The sequence below is a fragment of the Motilibacter deserti genome (assembly GCF_011250635.1).
GTDB lineage: Bacteria > Actinomycetota > Actinomycetes > Motilibacterales > Motilibacteraceae > Motilibacter_A > Motilibacter_A deserti.
The window spans coordinates 1-983 of record NZ_JAANNP010000249.1 but is presented as its reverse complement, the minus strand read 5'-3'; the positions used below and the strand labels follow the sequence as shown (position 1 = coordinate 983).

The following is a 983-nucleotide window of genomic DNA, read 5'->3' as shown; positions in this document are numbered from 1 at the left end:
CGCCGAGGTCACGCTGGCCGACTTCGCCGCCGGCACCCACCTGACGCTGCGGCTGTCGGGCCTGACCGGGCGGCTGGACTGCCGGCTGGTCGCGACCGCCAAGGACGGCCGGCGCGAGGTCGCCGCGAGCTGGAACGCCGAGTACTCCGGCGACGCGATCATCGAGGGCACGACGGGCATCCCGCGGGCCCAGCTCTCGACGCTCGCCATCGTGACCCCGCAGGGCCAGACGCTGATGACGATGCCGGTGACGTCCTAGGGGCGTCGGCCGCCGCCGAGGAGTCAGCGCCCACCCTGGCCGCTCCAGGCGGGGCCGGCTGGCCCCGCCGGCCGGCGGCCTCCCGCACCGGGGTCAGACGACGTACGTCTCCTCGGGCGCCTCGTGCGGCACGACGGCGGCGAACTTCGGGGTCAGCTCCGCCGCCGGCTGCGGCAGCGCGAGGTGGAAGCCCTGGGCGTACGCGCACCCGAGCTCGCGCAGCGCGTCCAGCGCCTGCGGGTCCTCGACGCCCTCGGCCACGACCGACTTGCGCAGGTTGTGGGCGAGCAGCAGCACGGCCGAGACGACCGCCACCGACTCGTGGTCGGCCGCGAGCCCGCGGACGAAGGACCGGTCGATCTTGAGGATCCGCGCGGGCAGCTGCACCAGCCGGCTCAGCGAGGAGTAGCCCGTCCCGAAGTCGTCGATCGCCAGCTCGCAGCCGAGCGACAGCAGCCCCTCCACCGCCGAGCCGACGACGTGCGTGTCCTCGAGCACGCCGGTCTCGGTGATCTCCAGCACCAGGCGCTCGGGGGCGATGCCCGCCGCCGCCAGCGACTGGCGTACGTGCTCGTCGAGCCCGGGGTGGGCAAGCTCCGCGACCGAGACGTTGAGGAACATCCGCTTCGGAGCGCGCTCGCCCAGCTCCGCGTCCCACGCCGCGAGCTGCAGGCAGGCCAGGCTGATGACCCGCCGCCCGATCTCGAGCAGTACGCGGCTGTCC

General features: G+C 74.6%; 1 protein-coding gene and 1 pseudogene. One reads left to right on the top strand and one right to left on the bottom strand.

Annotation, left to right across the window (positions count from 1 at the left end; translation table 11 throughout):
- Positions 1 to 259, top strand: a pseudogene (locus G9H71_RS22850) (hypothetical protein); the annotation flags it as partial.
- 93 nt (positions 260 to 352) lie between these two features.
- On the opposite strand, the gene G9H71_RS22845 reads toward G9H71_RS22850, so the two are convergent.
- Positions 353 to 983 (bottom strand): EAL domain-containing protein (locus tag G9H71_RS22845; protein WP_166285028.1); only part of this gene is annotated, 631 nt, incomplete at its 5' end.